Annotated in this window: 1 protein-coding gene; it reads right to left on the bottom strand. The window is 51.1% G+C overall.

Going from position 1 to position 436, the window contains the following annotated elements:
- Positions 1–167: 167 nt before the first annotated feature.
- Positions 168–436: WD40 repeat domain-containing protein (locus tag QUA57_RS28480; RefSeq protein ID WP_445304521.1), on the bottom strand; the 269-nt coding region annotated here is incomplete at its 5' end.

Raw genomic sequence — 436 nt, 5'->3', positions numbered from 1 at the left:
TGGTCAAGCGGGATCCGCTAGGGGACGATCGCCCCTTCCATTATATAATCATCCGATCACAATAAATCCACCCTGGACATCGTTTGTGTAGACGCGGTTTCTAACCCCCGGGATTTCAACCGCCGAGGATTTCAAATTAGATCGCCGGAATCGACGCAAAAATCCGATTATCGATCGCCGCTAACTCCCTCCAATCGCAGGAAATGCACCCGGCCCAATTGATCCCCCGCTACAACACTCACCCCATCAGGCGAAATTGCACAGCAATTAAACCCATGTTCTCCGCTGAAAGTACAAACCTCTTCACCGCTAAACAAATCCCAGACTTTCAGGGTATTATCCCTTGAAGCGGAAATCGCTGTTTTGCCGTCCGGTGCGATCGCCACTGCCGTTACCCGGTGATTATGAGCAGTAAGAGTTTTCAGTTCCCGGCCTG

Source organism: Microcoleus sp. Pol7_B2 (assembly GCF_036701035.1).
GTDB lineage: Bacteria > Cyanobacteriota > Cyanobacteriia > Cyanobacteriales > Microcoleaceae > Microcoleus.
This window is presented reverse-complemented; position numbering and strand designations above follow the sequence as displayed.